Genomic DNA, 19,205 nt, shown 5'->3' on the forward strand with positions numbered 1-19,205 from the left:
AACATGTCTGGAGAAGTGCCAATATATAAATCAGTTCCACCGTACACAGTGAATTGTGTAATCGATTGCAGTCAGATTAAAGTGAGAACCGCTGAAACCGATAGCTATGACTCGTGTCAAACGCGTCGCCGATACCCGTGCGCATACCGGAGAGGGACCGCTGTGGCATCCCGACGAACAGCGACTGTACTGGGTCGATATCCCGGCCGGCCGGCTCTATCGATACGATCCCGAGACCGACGAGTACGAACTCGCCTACGAGACTGATGGCGAACCGCTCGGCGGGTACACGATCGAAGCCGATGGTGCACTCCTCCTGTTCACCCACGGAACCGTAAGTCGATGGGTGCCAGGCGACGAAACCGCCGAGACGGTCGCCGAAATCGACGCCGATACGCGCTTCAACGACGTCATCGCGGATCCCGAGGGACGCGTCTTCTGCGGGACGATGCCCGGCGAGAGCGAGCTCGGCGATCTCTACCGACTCGAGCCGGACGGCACCTCGACGGTCGTCATCGAGGACGTCGACATCCCTAACGGCATGGGATTCTCCAGCGATCGCGAGACGTTCTATTTCACAGAATCCGAGGCCCGCCGAATCTACGCGTTCGAGTACGACCGCGCGACCGGCGACCTCTCGAACGAACGGACGTTCCTCGAGACGCCCGCGGACGACGGTGTCCCGGACGGACTGACCGTCGACGAGGAGGGCTACGTCTGGTCCGCCCGGTGGAACGGCGGCCGGGTCGTTCGATACAGGCCCGACGGGACGGCGGTCGACGAAATCGACCTGCCGGCGCGAAAAGTCTCCTCGGTCACCTTCGGCGGACCGGAGTACCGCGACCTCTACCTGACGACCGCACTCACCGACGGCGACCGGTCCGACGAAGGCAGCGGTGCGGGCGCGCTCTTTCGGATTCCGGACGTCGGCGTCACCGGTGTCCCCGAGTTCCGGTCGCGAATCGCCCTCGAGTAACGTCCTATTCACCGATGGTTTTCGAGTACTCCCGCGGTTTTCCGTAGGATTCCGTCGTCGGTTCGTGATGATCAGGACGCCAGGTAGACGTGGAAAGACCTGGAGACGGCACGAACGGACCTCGAGAGACCGCCGTCGGTAGCTACCCGTGAATCAATCGAGATACCCAGTAACGGTAGACCGGAGTGCCGCGGGATCCGGCGCCGTCGAGGCGGCGTCCGGAAGCGGTTCGGCGACGGCCCCTCGTCGAAAGCGTATCACGGTCGCCCCGGCCGCGGCCGCCGCGGCGACCCCGCTTTCGGAGTCCTCCACGACGAGACACTCGGCCGGATCGATCTCGAGGCTCTCGGACGCACGCTCGTATACGTGCGGAGCGGGTTTCCCCGGCGCGTCGACGTCTTCGGCGCTCACGAGGACGTCCATCGGACCGAGGTCGAATCGCTCGACGACGTGTTCGATCCACGGCCGCGGCGACGAGGAGACGATTCCGACGGCGATGCCACGTTCACGGATCGCGTCGACGAGCGCGGAGACGCGCGGAGTGAGCGTCACGTGTTCGGCGTAAATTCGCTCGCCGGCATCTCTGAGCCGGTTCTCGACCGCGAGTCGATCGTCGGACAGCCCGTACTGTTCCTCGAGTTCGACGAGGGCTTCTTCGAAACTGCGGCCGGTAACCGAGTCGACGGTCAGGTCGGCGTCGACGAGCGGAAAGACCTCTTCGCGCCACAGTCGATGCCAGTGGGACTCGGAATCGACGAGAACGCCGTCCATGTCGAACAACACCGCTCGAAACTGGGACATACCTGGCAGTCTCCGTCGACCGCAAAATGCGTACCGATTCGCGCCACGGCGTCGACTGCGTGGTCTCTATCGAGGGAGTTATCAAATAGGCCGTCAAAACGACGCGTATGGTACAGCTCTCGCTGGTACTCCCGCCGGAGCCGGACTTCCGCTGGCAACTCGCGACGCAGATAGGCGTCACGAGCGTCGTCGTTCATCCGCTGGAGATCGGTGACGGCCGGACTGAGTGGACCGACGACAAACTCGCGAGGATGGTCAACTGGTTCGACGACGCCGGTCTCGAACTGTCCGTCCTCGAGGGCTCCGTCCCGCTCACGGATCGCATCCGCCTCGGGCGGGACGGCAGGAACGACGACATCGAGGTCTTCAAGTCGCAAGACCGTCGAACCGGGGTCGTTCGAACTCGTCTGTGAAGACCAGTCGACGACGTTCGCCGTTCGGTAACCGGTTCGATACGAGAGATCGGTCGCTCGATGCCGGCTACAGCCGGTCGAGAGCCGCGATGCACTCGAGCAGCGCCCGGCCGTTGTGGTACGCCGCCTTGTAGACGGCGCCCTTGCGGCCGACCGGCTCGAGGTCCTCGTCGACGCCGGAGTGCCACTCGCCGTGGTCGCGGTCGATCTGGTGCTCGTCGAGGAACGCCCACGTTTCGGCGAAGACGTCGAGGTACCGCTCGTCGCCGGTGCGCTCGTAGGTGCGCAGGGCGCTGGTCATGCACTCGGCCTGTACCCACCAGGCTTTGATCCGGAAGCTCGCGGGTTCGTCGAAGCCGCCGTAGAAGTAGAAGCCGCCGTCCTCGTCGTCGTACCCGTACTCGAGGGAGTACTCCCACAGCGTCTCGAAGAACTCGCGGTAGAGGTCAGTCGAGACGCCGAGCGCGTCGGCGGCCTCCATGACGAGCCAGACGTTCTCCAGATCGTGTCCGTACGAGACGACCTGGAACTCCTCGTCGTCGATCTTCGGCGACCAGTCGGGATCGTACTTGTCCGTACAGAAGCCGCGTTTCTTCCGGTAGACCGTGTTGGTGAGGATGGCGAGCAGTTCGTGCAGGCGGTCGCGTCCGCGGTCGGTGCCGAACGCCTCGTAGTAGGTCGTAAACGCCTCCATGAGGTGGAGGTGCGTGTTCATCAGCTTCAGCGTCGGATCGAGGACGCTGTCGCCGGACTCCTTGGGAGACCAGTCCGGTTCGATGTTCTCGAGGTAGGTCTGGCCCTCGGTGATCGGCTCCCACTCGGGCGTGAAGTACTCGACGTAGCCGCCGTGCTCGTCGTCCTTGGCGTGTTCGTCCATCAGATCGACGAGTTCGTGGGCGTATTCGGCCGCCTCGTCGTCCCCGGTGGCGCGGGCGTACTCGGAGAGCGCGTAGAGACCGAACGACTGTCCGTACAGGTGCTTGTTGGGTTTGCTCGTGGTCCCGTCGCGTTCGACTTCCCACGCGAAGCCGCCGTTGGCCTCGTCCCACAGCTCCTCGAGCAGAAACGCGATTCCGTGATCGGCGATCTCGAGATACTCGTCGCCGTACCCCTCGCGGGCGAGTCGCGACGTCAGCCAGACCATGCGCGCCTGCGTGACGACCTGCTTGTTGCCGTTCCCGGCGAACTCGCCGCGTTCGTCGTAACTTGTGAGAAATCCGCCGTGCTCGTCGTCGATACTACGCGGGAACCAGAAGTCGAGAACGTTGTCCGTCAGCGTCTCTTCGAGCGACGAGCGACACTCGCCTTTGAGAGCGGATAGATCAGCCATTACGCCTGAACGGTAGTACTAATCGGAAGATAATAATACCGATATCGTAGTCCCTCGCCGACAGCCGTACACGTAGGAGGTCGCGCTCCCACGACGCCGTATGGACGTCTTCGTCATCGGCGGCACCGGCCTTATCAGCGCGGGTGTCGTCCGACAACTGGTCGACGCCGGACACGACGTGACCGCGTTGACGCGCGGCGAGTCGAGCACCGAACTCCCCGACGGCGCGACGTCGCTCCGGGGCGACCGACACGACACGGAACGCCTCGAGGCGGCCGTTACGGACAACGATCCCGACTGCCTGATCGACATGGTCTGTTTCACGCCAGAGACCGCCGAGGAGACGATCGACGCCGTCGCGCAGGTCGACCAGTACGTCCTCTGCAGCACCGTCGACGTCTATCACCGGCCGCCGGAGCACAATCCAGTCGCGGAGGGAGCCGACCGGTACCCGAACGTGAGCGACTACGGCCGGAACAAGGCCGCGGCAGAGGACGCGTTCTGGGAGGCCCACGAGCGGGGCGACCTCGCGGTGACAGTGCTCCGGCCGTGGAGCACGTACGGGGAGGGCGGACGCGTGCTTCACACGTTCGGCGACGGGACGTACTACCTCTCCCGACTGCCCGAGGGGAACCCCATCGTCGTCCACGGGGACGGGACGTCGCTGTGGGGCGCGTGCCACCGCGACGATGTCGCCCGAGCGTTCGTCGGCGCGGTCGGGAACGAGCGGGCCTCCGGCGAGGCGTACAACGTCACCAGCGAGGAGGTGATCACCTGGAACCAGTACCACCGACGGGTCGCCGGAGCGATCGGCGCGCCCGAACCGGAACTGGTCCACGTACCGACGGACGTGCTCGTGGCGGCGGCACCCGACCGCACGGAGATGCTCCGGAAGCACTTCCAGTACAGTACCGTCTTCGACAATACGAAGGCTCGCCGCGACCTCGGCTTCGAGTACACCGTCGCGCTCGAGGACGGGATCGACCGAACCGTCGACTGGCTCGAGGCCCGCGACGCGATCGAGCCGTGGGAGTCGGAGCCGTTCGACGATGCGATCGTCCGAGCGTGGCGCGAGGCGGCCGCGGACATCATCGACAGCGCGGACGAGTTCCGGCAGTGACGGACGCGACGGGAGATGTCGGAAGTCCCGGTAGCTGCGGTGATAGGCTCGACCCGCTTCGCGGAATGGAACACGTCGACGGCACCGCGTTCCAGACCGGGTTGGCGGCACCGTCGAATCGGTTACAGCGCGCTTACGGCGGCGAACACCGGCCTCGAGCGCTCGAGCCGGCACCACACCTCGAGCGCTTCCTCCGACACGAGGTAAGTTCTCGAGTCGGTCCTCAGTGAGAACCCGGCTGATGAGAGCGTGTTCTATCGGTACGTACAGTCACGTGTGAGCACGGACATCGATCAGTACTATGCGGTAATATCTGTTACTAAGATAGGTTACAGGGCGAGACGACGACCTGCCGTGAGCGATTCTCGTCCTCCGACGCGGCCCATCAGTTTGTTCCAAGCGATAGTACGGTCAGTGCCGGTACTCGACGAATTCCCGTTGGCTGGAAGCGGTCTATCATACAGAAATTGAGACTACTATAATAGAACGATACAGAATCTGCTGATGTAATCCCTATGATGATATTTATAGCAAATACTCGATTTATGATCTCGTATGACTACTATATATCGACTATAACACCCAGTCACTAGGGTGATTAGGCGTGTATTGGTGTAGAGTTATACTACTGTACTGTTTGGTATTGATGGACAATTGCGACAGTATCTGTACTCCCAGTGGTCCTTCGCACTGCCAGATGGGGGAGGTATACACTCCCGAGACAGACGGAAATCACGCAGGAGGATACGGACGGTCTCCGCATTCGAGACTCGATCAGTCCAGTTCGGGTAGATACTCGGTGTTCGCCTCGAGCAGGCCGTCGACCATCTCGTCGGTCTTCTCGAGGGTGCACACTGCCGCCGTCAGCGGATCGAGTTTGACGGCCTGCTGAAGTGCAGTCTCGTCCCGCTCGACGGCGAGAGACTGGACGTTGACGTTCGATCGATTGAGGGCCGCGAGCTGCGGCGGGAGATCGATACGGTATCCGACGTCCGTGGTCGAGACAGTGACGGAATCAGTATCGGACCGATCGAGATCTCGACTGTCGTCAGAACGCACTATCGGCGAATCCACCGTCGACGGTGAGCACCTCGCCGGTGACGAACGAGGACGCGTCGCTCGAGAGGTAAATCGCCGCCCCAATGAGCTCTTCGCGCTCGCCGACGCGACCGAGCGGCGTTCGCTCGTCGATCCGGACTCGCTTGTCGGTCCCCTCGGCGTAGGTATCGGCGTTCTGTGGCGTGATGAAGAAGCCGGGCGCGATGGCGTTGACTCGAATCTCGGGTGCCAACTCCTTGGCCGAGGCGCGAGTGAATGCCTCGACGCCGCCCTTGACCGCCGAGTACGCTGGCAGGTTCGCCATCGACAACCGCGCCGCGAGCGAGGAGATGTTGACGATGCTCCCGCCGTCTTCCATCGCGGGTGCGAACGTCTGGGCCACCCGTCGCACGCCGTCGAGTGCGACGCTCGTGACGAACTCCCAGTCGTCGTCTTCGATACCGAGGACGGTCTCTCGAGAGATCGCTCCCTGCGAGGCGACGACGATGTCGATCCCCCCGAGCGTCTCCTCGGCGACCTCTCGAACCCGCTCGAGTGACTCCCGGTCGGTGACGTCACAGGTGACGCGGGCCGTCGTCGCGCCGTGTTCCTCGAGGAGGTCGGCGGTCTGCTCGACTTTTTCCTCACCTCTGCTCGTCGCGATGACGTCGGCACCGTCGGCCGCGAAGCCGACGGCGATCGCCTGTCCGAGACCGCTGGTCCCGCCGACGACGACGGCTCGCTTGTCCTCGACAGTCACCGGTGTGTGCGTATAGTCGTCCATACGGGAGCTACTCTCACACTCACCTATGAAACTTCTCATCGTCAGTGTCTGCCTGCTGGTTCCGTGCGGCTATCACAGCAAGCGATATCAGTTGCTACGCCGAAGTTATATTCACCTAATATATTATGGAGTATTCTCGCCGACCTCGAACTCCCCGTCCTCCGGTGGCCGGGTGGCTGTTTCGCCGACGACTACCACTGGGAGGACGGCGTCGGGCCGCGGGACGAACGACCGCGCCGTCGCAACCTCTTCTGGGCGCAGGGACCGGAGGAAACACCCGAGGAGTCGAACGCCTTTGGCTCCGACGAGTTCCTCGACCTCTGTGAGCGCATCGGCACCGAGCCGTATCTCGCGTCGAACGTCGGCTCCGGTGACCCACAGGAGGCCGCGAACTGGGTCGAGTACTGCAACTACGACGGCGACACCGAACTGGCGGACCGGCGCCGGGACAACGGATACGAAGAGCCCTACGGCGTCAAATACTGGGGCCTCGGTAACGAGAACTGGGGCTGTGGCGGTCGGATGACCCACGAACAGTACGCACGCGAGTACCGCCGGTTCGCGACCTACGTCGGGACCATGGACAACCTGATGCTCGATCACGAACTCGAGCTCATCGCCTGCGGGTTCGAGGGTCACGAGTGGAACCGCCGCTTCCTCGAGGAGGTAAACGGCGCTCCGTGGGGGGCCTCGTTCCCCCTCGACCACCTCACGCTGCACCACTACTACGGTCGCACGATGACCGTCGCCGAGGCCGACGAGGACCAGTACGACACGTTCCTCGCCGAAGCCCTCGAGATGGAAGACCACATCGAGCGAATCGCCGCGGCGATCAACGCGGTGGCCACGACCCGAGACATCGGCGTCATCATCGACGAGTGGGGCTCCTGGCATCCCGAAGCCACGGCGGATAATGGCCTCGAACAGCCCGGGACCGTCCTCGACGCGCTCTCGGCGGCGGCCGTCCTCGACATCTTCAACGACTACAGCGACGTCGTGACGATGTCGAACATCGCACAGACCGTCAACGTCCTCCAGTGTCTCGTCGAGACCGACGAGGACGACGCCTGGGCCCGCCTGACCTACCGAGTCTTCGATTTCTACGCCCCCCACAAGGGTAACGAGGCCGTCCGGACCTCCGTCTCCGCGCCGACTCGCGAACTCGACGACGACGGCGAAGACCGCGAACTGCCGCTCGTCGGCGCGTCCGCCTCGATCGGCGACGACGAGACGTACGTCACCGTCACGAACCTCGACTGCCGTGCGGAACGGACCGTCGAGATCGCCCTCGAGGGTGCGAGTCTCAGCGAGGGCGACGTGCAGGCCGAGATTCTGTTCGCCGACTAGGAACCCGACCTCGAGGTTACCGCCGACAACGCGGACGAGTTCACCGCCGCCGATCTGTCCGTGTCGGTCGACGGTTCGTCGATCGTCGCGGAACTCCCACCGTCGACGGTCGCTGCGGTCTCGATCGAGTAATCGCCTCGAAGCCGCTATCGGCCCTCCGGTTGCGATTTTTTGGACCGATGTAACTACGAGGCGCGTAGTGCCGTTAATCGAACGCGGAGTCGACGGTCCGACTCAGGAGTAGTTGTGCTCGAGTTCGATCACGTTCGCCGCGCCGAGAACTGACTCCGGGAGGTCCTCGTAGAACCGTTCGTCACCGACGCGGTGGACGGGACAGGCGACGCTGATCGAGGCGATGCTTCGATCCGCATCGTCGGTGATCGGCGCGGCGATACAGCGCAACCCGTTGAGTCGCTCTTCGCGGTCGATCGCGTAGCGCTGCTCGCGAATCTCATCGAGTTCCGCGTGGAACGCTTCGCGGTCGGTGATGGTGTGCGGTGTAACTTCCGGGAGCCCGCGCTCGTCGAGGATTTCGTCGACCTCGGATTGCGGTCGGAACGCGAGGATTGCCTTTCCGAGGCCCGTACAATGCATCTGAACGCGCTTTCCCTCGTGGGTGTCCAGTTCGACCGCATTCTCCCCTTTCGCCTGATAGAGGTAGACCCCCATCCCGTTCTTTTCGACGAGCAGATTCACCAACTCCCCCGTTTCGTCGGCGAGTTGGTCGACCTGCGACTGAGCCGTGTCGTAGATCGGCGTCCGGTTTCGCGCGTACGCGCCGAGTCCCAGAAACGACAGCCCGATGTGGTACTCGTCGCCGTCTTTGTCGACGTACTCGTGGTTCGCGAGCGTCATCAGGTGGTTGTGGACTGCACTCTTGCCAATATCGACACGTTCGGCGATCTCCGAGACGCCGGCACCGTCGAGTTCCTGGATGATCTCCAGAATCTCGAACGTCCTGCCGACGGTTCGAACGGGATGTTTCGGCTCTACCATGGTTCTAGCTCACACTGCACCTACATATAGATTGTTCTGTATCACTGAATCAGATTCCATATTACTCACACTGAGTCACTCACCCCAGAACGGAACGCTGCTCACGATCAGGAGTCTCACCTAACTGAAGTTCGACGGCTCGAGTGGAGAGTCGAACCGCCCCGTGTAATCGTCGAAGACGAAAAGCGGGACAACGGCCCGTTAAGCGCGTATTCGAGCACGTGACGGTACGTGGCGACCGGTTTCGAGGAGTCCACCGAAAGAACGACGAAACCGATCGGCCGCAACTGTGAGGCCGTATCACGAGAGCAGTCCACTACTACGTACCGAGACGGTACAGCAGCCGTCTCGGTTCGGGTCGAGAATCGCCTCGAGCGAATGACCCTCGGGGAAAAGGCCTCCCAGCCCGGTTCGGTTACTGCCGACCGGTTGCTCGCCGATGGGGATCTCGACGCCGAGGCCGCCGTCGAGTGGCTCGAGCACGGAGTCGGCCACGTCACACGTCTCGGTGAGGAAGGCGGCCTCTCACCGGCGGATGCGGCGAGGATCCGTATCTGGTCTCCGAGATGGCGCGTGCGTACGTCACCGGCTCCAGGGCGACGGTCGAGACGACGGCGTCTCGCCGACGCTGAACCACTTCGTCGGTCGAAGGCGCGGAGTAGCGGTCGACGACCCGTTCTCGAAACGCTGTTGGAGTCTCCGCTAGCGGACACACCTCTGATGACGGTCGCGGTGGTGTCGCTCATCCAGCGTCGACGAGACGTTCGGTATCGAGTGGGGCGCCCTCGGTCGGCGCTAGTCACTTACGGAGACGGAACCGGGAGTAGCGGGAAATAGAATTCTGCTATACAGAACGAGTTTTCAACCTTCCAGAACGACTCCGGGGGTACACACAGTGTGAATCGTTATTCACTACCAAGGCCAGGGGACGACAGAACCGACTCCGAATACGCAGTCGATAGACCGCTGAGCAACGGTTTCCGTCTCTTTGCCGACCGCTCAGTCTTCCCTTCGAACCGTTCAGGACGGCCCCCTGTCAGCAGGCCGTATCAACACTCGTACGGACCACGGAGGGGTCTCGAGAGGCAACAACCGTAGCGGTATTTACAATAGTAGGAATGTAATATATGTGCCGAGAACCGGGTCTCGACCGCGCAGACGATCGAGAACGTCGGATACGGACTGATTTCGGGAGGCACTCGTGCCATAGTGAACCAGTAGAAACTCCTTCTAGACGAACTTTCTCTAATACAGAACACCAGTCGTGTTGAGGGAGCAAACCGAGCACTGCACAGTCGGTCGCAGCCAGAGGGTTTGAGAACGGACGGTTCCGGACCGAAACTAGCGACCGCTGACGCGTACACGAGCCGATCGGTTCACGGTTCCCGTCCGAGTGGCGGCGTCCGACGGAACTAGCCGATCTGTACGGGTAGCCCCGGCTGATGAAGCACCGGCGTCGGTATCGCGAACTCGAGCAGAAGCAGTCGATTACTGCGAGACGACCGTGATCATCGACGTATCTCGGGAGAAAGCGAATCAATTCGGAGACGACTACGACAGCACTACTGCCGCCACGGCCGCCGATTTCCACGATACACCACCGTCGAATGGACGAGTCGAACTCACTCGTTACGGAAGGACCTCGTCTGGAGCCCCGGAGAACGACAGCGTCCTGTTCTTGAGCGCGACGCCGCTGTCGCCGTCGAAGAGGTGGATCGCCGCTTCGGGAAACTCGACGCTAACCCGGTTGCCGGCGCTAACGCTCGGGATCCCTTCGGTCGTCGCGATGAACTCGTCGTCAGCCGTCGCGCCGTCGAACCGAAGGTGGATGACGTTCTCGTTCCCCATCGGCTCGACGACGACGACCTCGGCCTCGAACCGTCGGTCGCCCGATCGAGAACCGCCGACCCGAACGTCTTCCGGGCGGATGCCGAGGACGAGATCCGTTCCCGCCTCGATATCGCGTCGCGAGTCCGGTGACAGCGGGTACTCGACGGAGCCGGTCACGACTGCGTCCTCCTCGAGACGTCCATCGAAGACGTTCATCGACGGCTCACCGATGAAGCCCGCGACGAACAGGTTGTTCGGCTCGTGGTAACACTCGAGTGGGGTCCCGACCTGCTGTAGCTGCCCGTCGTTTAACACCGCGATCCGATCGCCCATCGTCATCGCCTCGGTCTGGTCGTGCGTGACGTAGACCGACGTGACGCCGAGTTGTTCCTGTAGATGCTGTAGTTCCGTTCGCATCTCCGCGCGCAGTTTCGCGTCGAGGTTCGACAGCGGCTCGTCCATCAGGAACACGTCGGGATCGCGAACGATGGCGCGACCGAGCGCAACCCGCTGTTGCTGGCCGCCCGAGAGTTCGCCCGGCTTGCGATCCAGCAGGTCCTCGATCCCCATCATCGCCGCCGTCTCTTCGACCGTCTCGGCGATGGCCGCGTCGAAGAGATCCGTCGATTCCTCAAGCCCGAAGGACATGTTTCCGCGAACGGTTTTGTGGGGATACAGCGCGTACGACTGGAAGACCATCGCGATGTCCCGTTCCTGTGCGGAGGCGTCGTTGATCGATTTGCCGTCGAGTCTGATCTCCCCGTCCGTGATCCCCTCGAGGCCGGCGATCATCCGCAGCGTCGTCGACTTCCCACAGCCGGAGGGGCCGACGAGGACGAGGAAGTCCCCGTCGGGGACGTCGATGGAGACGTCTTCGACGGCAACGACACTCATCTCTCCATCACGGTACTCCTTGGTTACGTCGTCGAGTGCTAAGCGTGCCATGTCAGATCGTGAGTTCGCGTGCGGTTTCGAGTCGGCGGTTACAACGCGCTTCGCCGGTCGCGCCGTCGAAGATGTGGACGGCATCCGGATCGATGGTGACGACGACCGACTCGCCGACGTCGACGATGTGCATTCCGTCGGTCACTGCACGGAGGGCATTGTGATCGGCCGCATCGTCGGCGTGTGTGAGGGAGACGATGTTCTGATTGCCGTGCGTTTCGGTGACGGTGACAGTCATCCGGAACTCGTACGGTCCGAGTCGCTCTTCCGGCGTCTCGTCGACACGGCGAACGTCGACCGCTTCGGGACGGACGCCGAAGACGAGTTCGTCGGCGTCGCCGACGGTCCGCTCGAGACGCTCGTCGAACGGATACTCGACGTATTCGTTGGCGAATCCATCCTCGGACCGCCGCCCGCGGAGGAAGTTCATCATGGGTTCGCCGATGAATCCGGCGACGAACTGATTCGCGGGCTCGTGATAGAGTTCGAGCGGGGCACCCACCTGCTGGAGCTGCCCACCGTCCAACACCGCGATCCGGTCACCCATCGTCATCGCTTCCGTCTGGTTGTGAGTGACGTAGACCGTCGTCACGTCCAGTTCGGCTTGCAAGCGCTGGAGTTCCGTCCGCATCTCCGCGCGCAACTTCGCGTCGAGATTGGCCAGTGGCTCGTCCATCAGGAACACCTCCGGATCCCGCACGATCGCTCGACCGAGCGCGACCCGCTGTTGCTGGCCGCCCGAGAGCTCACCGGGTTTGCGGTCCAGCAAGTCGCCGATGCTGAGCGTGTCGGCGACGTCCTCGACGCGTTCGTCCATCTCATCGGCGGTGTAGCCCGCTTCCTCTTCCAGACCGAACCGGACGTTCTCCCGAACGGTCATATGCGGATAGAGGGCGTAATCCTGAAACACCATCGCGATGTCTCGATTCTGCGGGACGCGATAGTTCATGTGCTCGCCGGCGATGTAGAGGTCTCCCGACGTGGGGGTCTCGAGACCGGCCATCATGCGAAGCGTCGTCGATTTCCCACAGCCCGACGGGCCGACTAACACGAGGAACTCGCTGTCCTCGACGTCGAGTGTCACGTCCTCGACGGCGACCGTTTCTCCGAATCGCTTCGTCAACTGATCGAGTTGAATTCGTCCCATTGGTTATGCACTCTCCGTTTCCAGTCCTTTCGCGAACTGTTCGGCGAACGCCACGTACAGGATGATCGTCGGCAACGCCGCGAGGAACGCCGCCGACATCCGGATTCCGAAGTCGATGCCGGAGGTCGACGTCCCGATAGCCGGAATGATCAGTGTGACCGGCGCTTCCGGCGAGTTCGCACTCGAGATGAGGGTGAACGAGAACAGGAACTCGTTGTAGATCTGGGTGAACTGGTAGATGAAGACGACGCCGAACATCGGTTTCGAGATCGGGAGGATGATGCGTCGATAGATCTTCGTGATGCTCGCGCCGTCGATCTTGGCCGCCTCGACCAGCGAGTTCGGTAGACTCTGGTAGTACGACCGGAAGAGGATCATACAGATCGGAATCCCGTAGGCGACGTGGGTGATGATCAACGGCACGAGGTCGGCGTGATAGCCCTGGATCAGCGGTACCGTCGCGAACAGCGGCGAGAGCATGTCCGCGAGCGGGAACGTGTTGTTCCAGAACCGTGCCAGGGGCACCAACACGGCCTGGTACGGCACGAAGATCCCGATGAGAAACAGGACCAGAACTCCGAGTTGGCCGCGCCACTTGACCATCGTGAGCCCGAACGCAGCCATACTCGCGAGCAACACGTTGATGATCGTCGCCGGAATCGCCATCAGCAGCGAGTTGATGAACGCGTGCGAGAGCTGATTAAAGGCGTACTCGAGGTTCTCGAGCGTGAACCCCTCGCCCAGTGGCGGCACGAACGGGACCGTCCGGGCGATGGCCTCGTTCGTTTTCAGTGCCGTCATGAGCCCCGTAATCAACGGGAGGAGGAAGAACCCGAGGAAGAGGACGATCAGCGTGTAGTGGCCGATCCGTCTGAGATTGACGTCTTCGACGACCGATGCAACGTCGAGGTTCGTATCGGATGTTGACTGTGACATTGTTAGAGGCTCCCCTGTCGGTACTGGAAGATCAGATACGGTGCGATAACGGCGAGTGAGAGCATCAACAGCAACGTCGCGATCGCCGCGCCGTACGCCCACTGTCCGTACTGGAACGCCTCTCGAACCATCAGCGTCGCCAGGATATCGGTCCCGTTCGGTGGCCGATAGTCGCCGGTGATGGCGTAGAGGAAGTCGAACGCCTTGAGCGCGAACAGCATCAGGACAACGGCGGCGCCGACGGACGCCTGCTTTAGCTGCGGAATGATGATCCGGATATACGTCTTGGTCGGACTCGCTCCGTCGACTTTCGCGGCCTCGAACTGGTCCGACGGAAGCGACTGCAGCCCGGCCAGAAAGACGACCATCGCGTAACCGCTGAACTGCCAGACCAGTGCGAAGATCACGGCCGCGAGTGCGAGCCGTGGATTCCCCAGCCAATCGATCGGTTCGAACCCGAGCGATGTCACGAAGACGTTCAACACCCCGTTCCCCGGGCTGTACATCCACAGCCAGAGCTGTGCCGTCACGACGAAAGAGAGGGCCATCGGCAGGAGATAGATCGTCTGGATCGTCTCCTTGTACCTGATACCGTAATCGAGGAGGACTGCCAGGAACAGCCCGAGCCCCAGCGAAACCGACGTAAACCCGACGAGCAGCACGAAGTTCTGGAACGCAGCCGCCCTGAACGATCCGTCTGCAAGCGCCATTCGATACATCTCGAGGCTCAAGTTATCGAACTGTGGACGGCCGATTCCCGCGTAGTCCGTGAAGGAAATCGCGAGGTTGTAGCCGATGCCACCGTACACTGCGATTCCCATGAGAACGAAGGGGATCCCCCAGTACGGCGACGACCGAACGAAGTCGCTATTGAGGAAGTACCGGAGCTTCGTCCGCCAGTCTACCACCTCTTCGGTCGGTCCTGCCGTCGAATCCGTGTGTTCAGCTGTGTCGTGCGTTGCCATCTGACTGTCCGTTTCTGTCTCCCATGATAAAGAATTTGTTACTTGTCCCGGGGCCTCTCATAGCACACATCGTACGCGATCCGTCGTTACTGGGAAACGGCCTCGAGCAGGGCGTCCGCCGCTGCTTCGGCGTCGTACGGATCCATGAAGTGGTCCCCGATCGCACCCTCACAGTCGTTCTGTTGTCGGGGCTCGACGGCGAGTCCGTGTGCGAGCGTCGGCGGGTACTCCTCGGAGTCGAGGAGATCCTCGTAGGTCATCGCGAGGAAGTCCGTCAACTCGTCCGGATCGATATCGGTTCGAAGCGGCACGGATCCCTTGAGGTTGTTGAACTCGATCTGGGCCTCCCGCGTTCCGACGAATTTCTGCCACTCGACGGTCTCGTCCGGACTCGGATTGTCGTTCGGCGTGACGAACGCGTCGAGGTGGTAGAAGTAGACGCCTTCGGTTCCGGGGAACGGGATCCAGTCCCACTCCTCGCCGTAGTTGAAATCGTCGTCGGCCCGGTACATCCCGTACTGCCAGTTCCCGCCGTGAATACACGCTGCTTCGTCGGCGATCAGTTTCTGCGCGGCCTGGGTGTAGCCGATCGACGACGCGTCGTCGTTGATGTAGTTCTCCTGGATCTCCTGGAGCGTTTCTAACCCGTCGATCATGGCGTCCCTGTCGCCGTCGCCTTCGATGAAGTCCGTGTAGGCGTCGACACCGGACTGACTCGAGAGAATCTGGACCCACGTCTGTAAGCCGAGGAACGCCGAGCGCATCCCGTGGGCGAACGGGACGTAATCGGTCTCGTCGTCGATCGTCTCGAGAGCATCGAGGAGGTCGGACATGCTCCCGAGATCCTCCGCGTCGATGCCCGCCTCGTCGAAGGCGGCCGTATTGTAAAACAGGTTGTTCATTCGATGCGAGCCGATCGGCACCGCCGGCATCTGCCCGTTGAACGTACAGAGTTCGACGGCTCGGTCCTGAATATTCTCCTTCAATCCGTCGGCCTCCCAGACGTCCTCCTCGAGATCCATGAGGACCCCTTCGTACCGCTGGAGGTTGTTGCCCGGCCAGTTGGCGAACGAACTCATCGGATTCTCGTTCGTCAACCGCTGGAGGATGGCCGTGTTCAGTTCGACGTTCCCGTCCCCCCCGACGGCTTCGAAGTTCCCCTCGATATCGGGGTGCTCCTCCTCGAACGCGCTCGTGAGCGTATCGATGGCATCCGCGCCGTCGCCGCCGGTCCAGCCGTGAAGGACCTCGAACCCGTCCCCGCTGCCATCGCCGGTACAGCCTGCTAATCCGGCCGCAGCACTCGCTGCGATACCGCTGAGATACGTTCGTCTATCTATACCATTGGTCGGTTTGTCATTCTCAACCATGCTGGTCAGGAGATATGACCACATATTCATAAAGTTACCGGTGTAGCAACACCGCGAGGTTCGACGCTGGCTCACACTCTGGCGGGTAGTTCGGGAATTCCCCCGTTTCGTGATTCAACCGAATACGGACTGTATGTGACGATTCGACGATACCGATCTGACTGCTCGAGATCATCGCATCGAACGAGGAAACTGAACACGCTCCCGTGTATGCAGAATACACACGGTATTCGAACCAGTGGGGATCGACGGGTGATCTGGGTACCAGGTCGATCCACAAGTCGCGGAAATCGACTGGTAACGAGACCGCAATCGGTGTGATTCTCCCCGATCAGCTCGGATTGAAGTCCCACTTCTGGTTGTCGCCGTCCCACCAACTCCACTGGACGACGTCGGCACCGTCGTCGGTCGATGCGTCCAGTACGTCCGCAACGTACCCGCTCGTGATTGCGCGTGAGCCGTCCACGAGTGAAACCTCCGGTCGGATCGTTCTAGACCAGTAACTCGGGGTTCGCCTCTCGAGCGGGATGGCTCTGGACAGAACGGAACGACGGACGGTTACGCCATCTACCGCCGAAAATGCGCCGCAGAGAGGTTCCAACACACACTCTCAACGGTACTCGTTCGGACCGGTCGACTGCTACTGTCTCTCGCCGTTCGTACTCGCTCGTTGGATAGTCAGACCTCGACGACGGTGTTCGAGAGGATGCCGATCTCCTCGAGGCTGATTTCGATCTCGTCGCCCTCGCGAAGCGTAAACTCCTCGTCGGGAACCAGTGACGTTCCGGTCAGGAGGACCGAGACGTCGGGAACGGCGTTGTGCGTGACGTAACAGTCGACCAGTTCCTCGACGGATCGGACCATCTTACTCGTGTTCGTCGATTCGTCGTAGAGGACGTCGTCGCCCCGACTGATCGTCATCCACATCTCGAGGTCGTGCGGATCGTCGATCGAGTCGGCCGAGCGGACGCAGGGACCGATCGAACAGCACCGGTCGTACACCTTCGCCTGTGGGAGGTAGAGCGGATTCTGTCCCTCGATCGAGCGGCTACTCATGTCGTTGCCGATCGTGTAGCCGACGATGTCGCCTTCGAAGAGGACGACGCCGAGTTCCGGTTCGGGGACGTCCCACTCCGAATCGGCGCGAATGCCGACCCCCTTGTTCGGACCGACGGTTCGGTCCGGCGTCGCCTTGAAGAACACTTCCGGTCGATCGCTCTCGTAGACGTCGAGATACATGTCCGGCATGGAACTCTCGGCCTTGCGCGCTTCCTCGCTGATCCGATACGTGACGCCCGCTGCCCAGACCTCTCCCGAAGAGACGGGTGCTGTCGGCGGGCTCTCCTCGAGTGCCTCGTCCGAGAGGTCGGCCGCGTCCTCGAGCAGGCGGTCGGCGACGGCGTCGACCGATTGGTTGGTGATCGCGGACGCCCGAAGGAGGTCCTCGAACGTCTGCAGTTGTGACGTTGCTGCGGTGAGATCTGACAGTGATCCCGCCGTTTCCACTGCGAGACGAGGGGAACCCCCCTCGCAGAGCTGGTAGTAACGCATGTGGGTATCACCTCCTTTTCGCCCAACCATATTAGCTCTGGTGTCCGGGGATACTATCGCAGTAAATCGGTCGAAGTCGTCATATCGTGTAGTACAGCCCGCAGAACGGGCGACAGCTTCTGAAGCGGAGATTCCTGTACAGATCACAAGAATTCTATACTTCCTCGCCGATGTCTTCGGCGTGACCGCACGCTACCAGAACTACGTGAGCGGGGAGTGGACCGACTGCGAAACGAACGAGACGTTCGAGACGACCGATCCGGCGGCACCGGCGGAAGTCGTCGCCAAGTATTCACAGTCGAGCGTCGCCGACGCGAACGCTGCCGTCGACGCCGCGGTAGATGTACGGGACGACTGGGCCGACACGCCCGCACCCGAACGCGGCGCGATCCTGCGCGAGGCGGCGTCGATCCTCGCCGATCGCACGGACGAACTGACCGACCTCCTCACCCGCGAGGAAGGGAAGACTCATGCCGAAGCCGGCGGTGAGGTCCAGCGGGCCATCGATATCTTCTACTACTACGCGGAGAAGACTCGAGACCTCGGCGGCTCGGTAAAATCCGCGAGCGGTCCGCGGACGAACCTCTACACCGTCGACGAACCGGTCGGCGTCACCGCGTTGATCACGCCGTGGAACTACCCGATCGCCATCCCGGCCTGGAAACTCGCGCCCGCACTCGCCACCGGAAACACGGTCGTCCTCAACCCGGCCTCGGTCGCCCCCGGCGTCGCCGTCGAACTCTTCGAGGCGCTCGACGAAGCCGGCCTCCCCGACGGAGCCGCGAACGTCGTCACCGGTCCCGGCAGCACCGTCGGTGACGCGATCATCACCCACGAGGACGTCGACGCCGTCTCCTTTACCGGCTCCGGCGAGGTCGGCCACATGGTCTACGACACGGCCACCGACGACGGCAAGCGCGTTCAGACCGAACTGGGCGGGAAGAACCCGACCGTCGTCTCCGACAGCGCCGACGTCGAAGAAGCCGCCGAAATCGTCGCTTCGGGTGCGTTCGGTGTCACCGGACAGGCTTGTACCGCCTGTTCCCGTGCGATCGTTCACACCGATGTCTACGACGAGTTCGTCGAGAGCGTCGTCGCGCAGGCCGAGTCGATCGAGATCGGTCCCGGCGACGAGTACGACATGGGCCCGCAGGTCACTGAGAGCGAACTCGAGGGCACCCTCGATTACATCGACATCGCCCAGGAGGAAGGTGCGACCCTCGAGACGGGCGGCGGCCAGCCCGACGGCGAGCGCTTCGGTGACGGCTACTACGTCGAGCCGACGGTCTTCACGGACGTGGACAACGACTACCGAATCGCACAGGAGGAGGTGTTCGGTCCCGTCCTCGCCGTGATCGAAGTCGAAGACTTCGAGGACGGTCTCGAGACGGCGAACGACGTCGACTACGGCCTCTCGGCGAGTATTGTCACGGACGATCACACCGAAGCCGAGCGCTTCGTCCGCGAGGTCGAAGCCGGTGTCGCCAAGGTCAACGACAAGACGACCGGCCTCGAACTGCACGTCCCCTTCGGCGGGTTCAAGCAGTCCTCGAGCGAGACCTGGCGCGAACAGGGTGACGCCGGTATCGACTTCTACACGATCGAGAAGACCGTCTACGACAGCTTCTGACGGAACCAACGGCGTGGGACGACGGC

General features: G+C 62.1%; 18 protein-coding genes and 1 pseudogene. 6 read left to right on the top strand and 13 right to left on the bottom strand.

The window, feature by feature from the left end; translation table 11 throughout:
• The first annotated feature begins 106 nt into the window (after positions 1–106).
• Positions 107–976, top strand: a complete 870-nt coding sequence (locus ACSFC7_RS24965) for an SMP-30/gluconolactonase/LRE family protein (protein WP_436348614.1) — start codon at positions 107–109, stop codon at positions 974–976.
• Between the two features lie 153 nt (positions 977–1,129).
• Here the strand turns inward: ACSFC7_RS24965 and ACSFC7_RS24970 are convergent, their stop codons facing one another.
• Positions 1,130–1,777 (bottom strand): HAD family hydrolase, encoded by a 648-nt coding sequence (locus ACSFC7_RS24970; protein WP_436348615.1) that lies wholly within the window; start codon positions 1,775–1,777, stop codon positions 1,130–1,132.
• 107 nt (positions 1,778–1,884) lie between these two features.
• Between ACSFC7_RS24970 and ACSFC7_RS24975 the strand changes: the two genes are divergently transcribed.
• Positions 1,885–2,190, top strand: coding sequence for a hypothetical protein (locus tag ACSFC7_RS24975; RefSeq protein ID WP_436348617.1), 306 nt, complete (start codon positions 1,885–1,887; stop codon positions 2,188–2,190).
• Between the two features lie 67 nt (positions 2,191–2,257).
• Here the strand turns inward: ACSFC7_RS24975 and ACSFC7_RS24980 are convergent, their stop codons facing one another.
• Positions 2,258–3,520, bottom strand: a complete 1,263-nt coding sequence (locus ACSFC7_RS24980; RefSeq protein WP_436348618.1) for an AGE family epimerase/isomerase — start codon at positions 3,518–3,520, stop codon at positions 2,258–2,260.
• 100 nt (positions 3,521–3,620) lie between these two features.
• Here ACSFC7_RS24980 and ACSFC7_RS24985 point away from each other — a divergent pair, with 100 nt between their 5' ends.
• Positions 3,621–4,640, top strand: coding sequence for an NAD-dependent epimerase/dehydratase family protein (locus tag ACSFC7_RS24985; RefSeq protein ID WP_436348619.1), 1,020 nt, complete (start codon positions 3,621–3,623; stop codon positions 4,638–4,640).
• A complete protein-coding gene (locus ACSFC7_RS24990) occupies positions 4,637–4,870 on the top strand; it encodes a hypothetical protein (protein ID WP_436348620.1) in 234 nt (77 codons plus the stop codon). The genes ACSFC7_RS24985 and ACSFC7_RS24990 overlap by 4 nt, the downstream gene beginning before the upstream one ends.
• A gap of 544 nt (positions 4,871–5,414) precedes the next feature.
• Here the strand turns inward: ACSFC7_RS24990 and ACSFC7_RS24995 are convergent.
• Positions 5,415–5,699 carry a hypothetical protein gene (locus tag ACSFC7_RS24995; protein WP_436348622.1) on the bottom strand — a complete coding sequence of 95 codons (285 nt, stop codon included), beginning with the start codon at positions 5,697–5,699 and terminating at the stop codon, positions 5,415–5,417.
• Positions 5,689–6,462, bottom strand: coding sequence for an SDR family NAD(P)-dependent oxidoreductase (locus tag ACSFC7_RS25000; RefSeq protein ID WP_436348623.1), 774 nt, complete (start codon positions 6,460–6,462; stop codon positions 5,689–5,691). Before ACSFC7_RS25000 ends, ACSFC7_RS24995 begins: the two co-directional genes overlap by 11 nt.
• 129 nt (positions 6,463–6,591) lie before the next feature.
• Here ACSFC7_RS25000 and ACSFC7_RS25005 point away from each other — a divergent pair.
• Positions 6,592–7,941 (top strand): annotated as a pseudogene (locus tag ACSFC7_RS25005) (alpha-N-arabinofuranosidase); the annotation flags it as partial.
• A 102-nt stretch (positions 7,942–8,043) separates the two neighbouring features.
• Here the strand turns inward: ACSFC7_RS25005 and ACSFC7_RS25010 are convergent.
• The 9 genes from ACSFC7_RS25010 to ACSFC7_RS25050 all read right to left on the bottom strand — a co-directional run bounded on the left by ACSFC7_RS25010 (position 8,044) and on the right by ACSFC7_RS25050 (position 17,549).
• Positions 8,044–8,805, bottom strand: coding sequence for an IclR family transcriptional regulator (locus ACSFC7_RS25010; RefSeq protein ID WP_436348625.1), 762 nt, complete (start codon positions 8,803–8,805; stop codon positions 8,044–8,046).
• Positions 8,806–9,105: 300 nt separating this feature from the next.
• Complete coding sequence (locus ACSFC7_RS25015; protein ID WP_436348626.1) at positions 9,106–9,300, bottom strand: hypothetical protein; 195 nt, start codon at positions 9,298–9,300, stop codon at positions 9,106–9,108.
• Between the two features lie 1,134 nt (positions 9,301–10,434).
• Positions 10,435–11,580 carry an ABC transporter ATP-binding protein gene (locus ACSFC7_RS25020; RefSeq protein ID WP_436348627.1) on the bottom strand — a complete coding sequence of 382 codons (1,146 nt, stop codon included), beginning with the start codon at positions 11,578–11,580 and terminating at the stop codon, positions 10,435–10,437.
• A gap of 1 nt (position 11,581) precedes the next feature.
• Entirely contained in the window at positions 11,582–12,727 is a 1,146-nt protein-coding gene (locus ACSFC7_RS25025) for an ABC transporter ATP-binding protein (RefSeq protein ID WP_436348628.1), read from the bottom strand.
• Positions 12,728–12,730: 3 nt separating this feature from the next.
• Positions 12,731–13,663, bottom strand: a complete 933-nt coding sequence (locus tag ACSFC7_RS25030) for a carbohydrate ABC transporter permease (RefSeq protein ID WP_436348629.1) — start codon at positions 13,661–13,663, stop codon at positions 12,731–12,733.
• Positions 13,664–13,665: 2 nt separating this feature from the next.
• Positions 13,666–14,628: a carbohydrate ABC transporter permease gene (locus ACSFC7_RS25035; protein ID WP_436348630.1), complete on the bottom strand. Its 963-nt coding sequence runs from the start codon at positions 14,626–14,628 to the stop codon at positions 13,666–13,668.
• Between the two features lie 86 nt (positions 14,629–14,714).
• Entirely contained in the window at positions 14,715–15,998 is a 1,284-nt protein-coding gene (locus ACSFC7_RS25040) for an ABC transporter substrate-binding protein (protein WP_436348631.1), read from the bottom strand.
• A 331-nt stretch (positions 15,999–16,329) separates the two neighbouring features.
• Positions 16,330–16,464 (bottom strand): RICIN domain-containing protein, encoded by a 135-nt coding sequence (locus ACSFC7_RS25045; protein ID WP_436348632.1) that lies wholly within the window; start codon positions 16,462–16,464, stop codon positions 16,330–16,332.
• A 212-nt stretch (positions 16,465–16,676) separates the two neighbouring features.
• Positions 16,677–17,549 carry a fumarylacetoacetate hydrolase family protein gene (locus tag ACSFC7_RS25050; RefSeq protein ID WP_436348633.1) on the bottom strand — a complete coding sequence of 291 codons (873 nt, stop codon included), beginning with the start codon at positions 17,547–17,549 and terminating at the stop codon, positions 16,677–16,679.
• A gap of 181 nt (positions 17,550–17,730) precedes the next feature.
• On the opposite strand from ACSFC7_RS25050, the gene ACSFC7_RS25055 reads away from it, so the two are divergent.
• A complete protein-coding gene (locus tag ACSFC7_RS25055) occupies positions 17,731–19,179 on the top strand; it encodes an aldehyde dehydrogenase family protein (RefSeq protein WP_436348634.1) in 1,449 nt (482 codons plus the stop codon).
• Positions 19,180–19,205 lie beyond the last annotated feature (26 nt).

Source organism: Natronorubrum halobium, assembly GCF_051351675.1.
Classification (GTDB): domain Archaea; phylum Halobacteriota; class Halobacteria; order Halobacteriales; family Natrialbaceae; genus Natronorubrum.

Bases quoted from the DNA above. Each gene is read 5' to 3' on its own strand.
- ACSFC7_RS24965 (WP_436348614.1), top strand. From the start codon at position 107: ATGACTCGTGTCAAACGCGTCGCCGATACCCGTGCGCATACCGGAGAG.
- ACSFC7_RS24970 (WP_436348615.1), bottom strand. From the start codon at position 1,777: ATGTCCCAGTTTCGAGCGGTGTTGTTCGACATGGACGGCGTTCTCGTC.
- ACSFC7_RS24975 (WP_436348617.1), top strand. From the start codon at position 1,885: ATGGTACAGCTCTCGCTGGTACTCCCGCCGGAGCCGGACTTCCGCTGG.
- ACSFC7_RS24980 (WP_436348618.1), bottom strand. From the start codon at position 3,520: ATGGCTGATCTATCCGCTCTCAAAGGCGAGTGTCGCTCGTCGCTCGAA.
- ACSFC7_RS24985 (WP_436348619.1), top strand. From the start codon at position 3,621: ATGGACGTCTTCGTCATCGGCGGCACCGGCCTTATCAGCGCGGGTGTC.
- ACSFC7_RS25000 (WP_436348623.1), bottom strand. From the start codon at position 6,462: ATGGACGACTATACGCACACACCGGTGACTGTCGAGGACAAGCGAGCC.
- ACSFC7_RS25010 (WP_436348625.1), bottom strand. From the start codon at position 8,805: ATGGTAGAGCCGAAACATCCCGTTCGAACCGTCGGCAGGACGTTCGAG.
- ACSFC7_RS25020 (WP_436348627.1), bottom strand. From the start codon at position 11,580: ATGGCACGCTTAGCACTCGACGACGTAACCAAGGAGTACCGTGATGGA.
- ACSFC7_RS25025 (WP_436348628.1), bottom strand. From the start codon at position 12,727: ATGGGACGAATTCAACTCGATCAGTTGACGAAGCGATTCGGAGAAACG.
- ACSFC7_RS25030 (WP_436348629.1), bottom strand. From the start codon at position 13,663: ATGTCACAGTCAACATCCGATACGAACCTCGACGTTGCATCGGTCGTC.
- ACSFC7_RS25035 (WP_436348630.1), bottom strand. From the start codon at position 14,628: ATGGCAACGCACGACACAGCTGAACACACGGATTCGACGGCAGGACCG.
- ACSFC7_RS25040 (WP_436348631.1), bottom strand. From the start codon at position 15,998: ATGGTTGAGAATGACAAACCGACCAATGGTATAGATAGACGAACGTAT.
- ACSFC7_RS25050 (WP_436348633.1), bottom strand. From the start codon at position 17,549: ATGCGTTACTACCAGCTCTGCGAGGGGGGTTCCCCTCGTCTCGCAGTG.